This is a genomic window from Aliivibrio sifiae, from assembly GCF_002954715.1.
In the GTDB taxonomy this organism is placed as follows: domain Bacteria; phylum Pseudomonadota; class Gammaproteobacteria; order Enterobacterales; family Vibrionaceae; genus Aliivibrio; species Aliivibrio sifiae.
The window spans coordinates 859974-865147 of record NZ_MSCP01000002.1 but is presented as its reverse complement, the minus strand read 5'-3'; the positions used below and the strand labels follow the sequence as shown (position 1 = coordinate 865147).

Sequence of the window (5174 nt, the reverse complement as noted above, 5' to 3'; positions counted from 1 at the left end):
GAGTGTTTCTCGTTTTAAGGCGTCAATTTCAAGTATGATTGCATAGTAGTAAACGTGTTATGCAGGCGTTATACCTTAGGGAGAATATAATGGAAAAATTTTGTAAAAGTTACTTTGAAGTTTTTTCTGCTATTGAATTATGTTTAGATGAAAAATTATTAATGCCTTCATTATCATTAATATATACATCTATAGATAGCTTGGCTTGGATTACGTATGGTGACTTGCCAGTAAGAGAACGATACGAAAAATGGATAAATAATTATATGTATCGTGATCATCACTTGGGAGCAACCGCTAGTGATTTGTACGCAGCTAGGTGTGCTATTTTGCATACATTAACTCCAGATTCATCCCTAAGTGACAATAATAAAGCTCGCGTTGTAATGTATGCTTGGGGAGATTCAGATGTTAATTCATTAAAAAAGGGAATTGAACGTTTTTCTGAAAAAGAGTATGCAGCATTACATGTTGATGAATTATTTAGTTTACTTAAACAGGGTGTTTTATATTTAATGGATGATATCCCTGACTGTATTTATGCTCAAGAAAGAGCAAATATGCATTTTTCGTCACTGACTACGAATGAATTAAAAGTAGCTTTAGGTGAATAGGTATAACAAATGCATCAACACGATTTGCTACATTCGGCATTCTAGGTTTCTTTGAGTTTACCGTATTAAGTGGTAAATTTGAGCTTAATCTGCATGGTAGCAAACGTGTTATGCAGGCGTTATGAAAAAAGGCCCTAACAATTGGCAAGTTAGAGCCTATATTAATTTAAATCAAGTGCACATTTTTTGCTGTTGGGCCTTTTTTAGTATTATGTGAATAAAATCCCACTCTTATTCCTTTATGCTCATCATTATTATCAAAAGCATTTTGCGGACTAAGCTCTCCTCGGTGGAAGAAATATTCAGTATTATCATCGCTGATGATAAAACCAAAAGATAGATTATTTGCAGCTTTACAAACAATTCCCTTAATTATGCCATGGCATAAGTTCTCTTTCATATCACTACATGATGATAATTCGTTAATTAAAAACTGTATTTTATTTTTACTTTCAGAATAAAGACTAGTTAAGGCAACCATTAATTCAGACTTTAATTTTATTTTATGATGCACACTTAATGTACCTTGGAAATCTTCGATGATACTAATTGTTTTTGTCGTATATTTAATATTCTTATTTTTTATATCAATTTTATCTGAGATAACTAATACTTGGCATAATAATGAAAATGAACGTTCGTCATAATTATCATGATTTAATATCTCATAAAAAAGTTCATATATACGTTCGAGGATATGTTGTGATTTAGGTAAATCACAATCAATTATTAATCTTTCTACATAGCGTTTATAACAACTGATGACTTGTTGATAAGTACTAATTCTAAATTTTCGATGTGGATTATTACGTTGAACAGGTAATATTTTTTCATATAAGCTTATAGCTGTAGAGTAATCACCTGAACGAGTTAATATAAGTGCTTTAAACGAAATTAAAGATTCATCATCATTTAACTTTATAGCGTGATCTATTTGCTCTAATGCGTAGGGATAATCCTCGTCTTGAAGTAAAAATTGACTATAAGCATAATAAGCTATAACAGAATTTGAATTATATTCAATAGCGGATTCATATTCTGATTGAGCTTTATATGGGCTTTTATGTAGTAAGTATGCATTAACTCTATAGCATTCTGAAAAGTCTGGCATCATTTCTTTTGCATTTCTAACTAACTCTAGAGCTGCTTCGTAGTTGTTATCATATTTGGCTAAATTTAAAGCTTGTTTTAGATAAACGGCACATATTTTTTCATCCTTATTCTTAGCATGTACATTTGTAATGTCTAAATGATAATGATTGTGCTCAGTTAAACTTGTTTCTATATGTCTCTTTAATTCTCTTTGTTTGCTTCTAATTAGTTGATAAAATGCATCTTCTACTGGGGCAATAGATGCTAAATAATCACTTGCAATATCGGTTAGTGTATATGTCCTAATTCCATCATCTTGTTTTAATGATTGAGAATCTGACTTTAGCATGCTTGAATTATGTAAGTTATGCAGAGCTTCTGCTATTTCTAGTTCTTTAATATCATTTAAAATGAAGCGTAATTCTACTTCAGATACACTATTTCTTAAGCAGGCAATAGTTTTTATTATTTGTAGCTCTACTGAAGTTAATTGGTCGTATAAATTTTGAAAACAAAATTTAAGAGCATCTTGATAAGTTAATGAGTTTTTATTTAAAAGTTCTTCATGCCTCTTTCCAGAGCCAAGACCAAGAACATACCATTTAATCAAAAGTGGGTTGTGATGAAGTCTTCTTGCTAGATCTGCTAATGATGCGGAATTCCTTTTTTTTAAAATATCTATATTTAATAAAATTGATAGTTTTCGTATTAAACTAATTGAAGATTTTGAATCTAAACTATCTAATTTATATCTATATTCTATTTCACCTAATCCAATTCGTGTTGTAATTAATACTTTTGAACCATGAGGTATTTCTGCTAGGAATTTTCGTACATGTTGTTTATCAATTGTTTCGAGGTTATCAATACATAAAAGAATTTTGAATTCTTTCATATAAAGAGAAATTTCTTCTAATAATTCTTCTAAAGATATATCTGAATTCACACCTAGACTTTTACCTATGTCTTGGTATAAGCCTAATGTTGAAACGATAGCATCTCTTAGCTGTATAATACCAGATACAGTCAAGCGATTAGCTTTTAAGGTAACCCAAATTATCATATCAAATCGACTATTTTCAGAGTTTTCTGATGATTCAAGGACATCATATAAACATCTAATTGCTAATGCGGTTTTTCCTATGCCTCCTTCGCCAATTAAAGAAATCACTCGAGTATGAGAATAAATTAGTTCAGTGATAGCATGTCGCTCATCTTTTCTTCCAAGGAAGCCTGTGTCATCAAATTCAGGAAGGGGAAGATTACTATAAATTTTTGATTTTGAACTTTTCCAATATGAAGGTATTTGTAATGATAGTGCAAATGAAGGATTATTTAAATTTTCAAGTGCTTCATTTATATTTGTCCACCAATGGTTAGATCCTATTTTCTTTAGAGTAATTGAAAAATCTGTTAGATCATTTATATCATTATATTCTAATGGTCTTGAGTGACATATTCTATTTCTAGGTTGAGTTAAGTTGTTTAAACCTGCTACGATAATATTAATATTATCAGTATCAATAAGGTCTTGTATGGTCTTATTTTTAGAAAGAATTTTAGCTAAATCAGAGAAGTCACTAAACTCAATTAAGTCGGATAACGAGTTTTCCTCTGAAAAATCCTCATTAAAATGACTCTTGAAACGATTTTTTGAATTATTCTCAACATCTGTAGGGGTAATTATGGTAGTTGAAATATTCATTGTGCATATGATGTGTCTTAAATCTGTTTCTATTGCAGATATTAATGAAAAGCAAGTCATTCTTGTAGCGAAAGTTCTAGATGTCATAAATAAGCCTAATTTTTATCATTATTCCCATAAATATACAGGTGGTTTCACTTTCGATAAAGAAAATTTTTTCATAACAAATGCATCAACACGATTTGCTACATTCGGCATTCTAGGTTTCTTTGAGTTTACCGTATTAAGTGGTAAATTTGGGCTTAATCTGCATGGTAGCAAACGTGTTATGCAGGCGTTAACTGTTTTAGGAAGGTTTCATTGTGAATAAAAAGTATAGTACTTTCGAGAGTTTCGAATTTTATGGTGAATTCTTTGCTGATCCGAATAATCAGAAAGTGAAATTCCCAGGAAAAGTCAATTATTCCACTCAAAATGGATTGCAGTTAAATTATAATATTTCTTGCCCAGATGTAAGCGATAGGTGTGAACGTATTTTTGGTATTTTAGACTCAGGTCAAAAATGTACTTTGGTAACGTCTTTTGATTTCTCTACGGGAACTCACCGATTAGGTTCTATTCATATACGCAATGGCATTCATGGTTTTTACTATTTTTTGATTGGTGATTACGTCTTTGAAGAGGATGAATTTGAATATTGTCATTTTACGTTTAATGGAATGCAAGAATTTTTTCATCCACAAGGACGAATGAGTAATCTAAAGTTTAGTCCGCAACCAATTCAAGAAATTAGAGGGGATGATTGGCGTATAAATGTAGAACATAATGCTAAATTTCAGTATGCGGGATTAAATGCGGCTAACTTTCTTCATTCGGATAACGAAGAAGTGTTAAAAGAATTAAACGACTTATTTGCTGAATTTCATATTAAGCATCCGAAAGAATATCTAAACATTAGAAATGAATTAAAATTTCATTTTAATTATAAAAAAGAGCACCAACAAACACCGAGTGATTTTATATCAGATACAATAAAAATATCATCTTTGTTTTCAATTTTGTTAAATAAACCTGTATTCCCTGATGAGTTGGTACTTTATAAAAATAATGGTAAAAGTATTCATGTAGTCAATAGCTTGTGTTTACAAAGTCGAACCGTTGAGTTATCTAAATCAGAAATTTCACACTTACTATTACCAATAAACTTTAATAAAATAGATTTGCCAACTGCGTTGACTAAATGGTTCGAAGTTTATGAATATTTTAAAGTTATAGCTGTAAGTCACCAACATGAGACGAATTTTAGAACATTACATACAGCATATAGTGATATTATTTTGTATGGAACAAATCTTGAAGCAATAAATAGTGAGTTAGGTGGTGACTCTTCAGTTAAATACACTAAGCCGATTGAATATTATGGCTCTGAACAATTAATTTCTATACTTGATGAAATATTTTCTCCATACCCTAATAAGCATGGATTAGGTGGTAATATTTCAAATCTTAGGAATGAATTAGCTCATGTTGGCAGACCTAAGCCAATGATGGGTAAATTATCAATTGAAGATTATATGGATATAGGTCAAGTATTTAAACTTGTAGTTGTTTCTCATTTGTTCCAAAAATTAGAAATACCGATGAGTTTAATTCATGAATATCAAGAACGTTATCTGCCGTACCGCGATGAAAACAGTTAACAAATGCATCAACACGATTTGCTACACTCGGCATTGTCAGTTTGCCTTTAGTTTCAGTGATTAAGGTAGTAAAATTTAGTTTGGTCTGCATAGTAGCAAACGTGTTATGCAGGCGTTATATTG

Annotated in this window: 4 protein-coding genes; 3 read left to right on the top strand and 1 reads right to left on the bottom strand. The window is 30.7% G+C overall.

Translation table 11 applies throughout. The features are described from left to right. Nucleotides 1-89: 89 nt before the first annotated feature. Nucleotides 90-614 carry a hypothetical protein gene (locus BTO23_RS14995; RefSeq protein ID WP_105063891.1) on the top strand — a complete coding sequence of 175 codons (525 nt, stop codon included), beginning with the start codon at nucleotides 90-92 and terminating at the stop codon, nucleotides 612-614. A 166-nt stretch (nucleotides 615-780) separates the two neighbouring features. Here the strand turns inward: BTO23_RS14995 and BTO23_RS14990 are convergent, their stop codons facing one another. Further along, nucleotides 781-3411: an NB-ARC domain-containing protein gene (locus BTO23_RS14990; protein WP_170066752.1), complete on the bottom strand. Its 2631-nt coding sequence runs from the start codon at nucleotides 3409-3411 to the stop codon at nucleotides 781-783. Here BTO23_RS14990 and BTO23_RS14985 point away from each other — a divergent pair. After that, the gene (locus tag BTO23_RS14985) at nucleotides 3392-3721 is read left to right on the top strand and encodes a hypothetical protein (RefSeq protein ID WP_170066730.1); all 330 of its coding nucleotides are present in this window, start codon (nucleotides 3392-3394) and stop codon (nucleotides 3719-3721) included. The genes BTO23_RS14990 and BTO23_RS14985 overlap by 20 nt on opposite strands. Then, complete coding sequence (locus BTO23_RS14980) at nucleotides 3714-5051, top strand: ApeA N-terminal domain 1-containing protein (protein ID WP_105063888.1); 1338 nt, start codon at nucleotides 3714-3716, stop codon at nucleotides 5049-5051. The genes BTO23_RS14985 and BTO23_RS14980 overlap by 8 nt, the downstream gene beginning before the upstream one ends. Nucleotides 5052-5174: the final 123 nt, after the last annotated feature.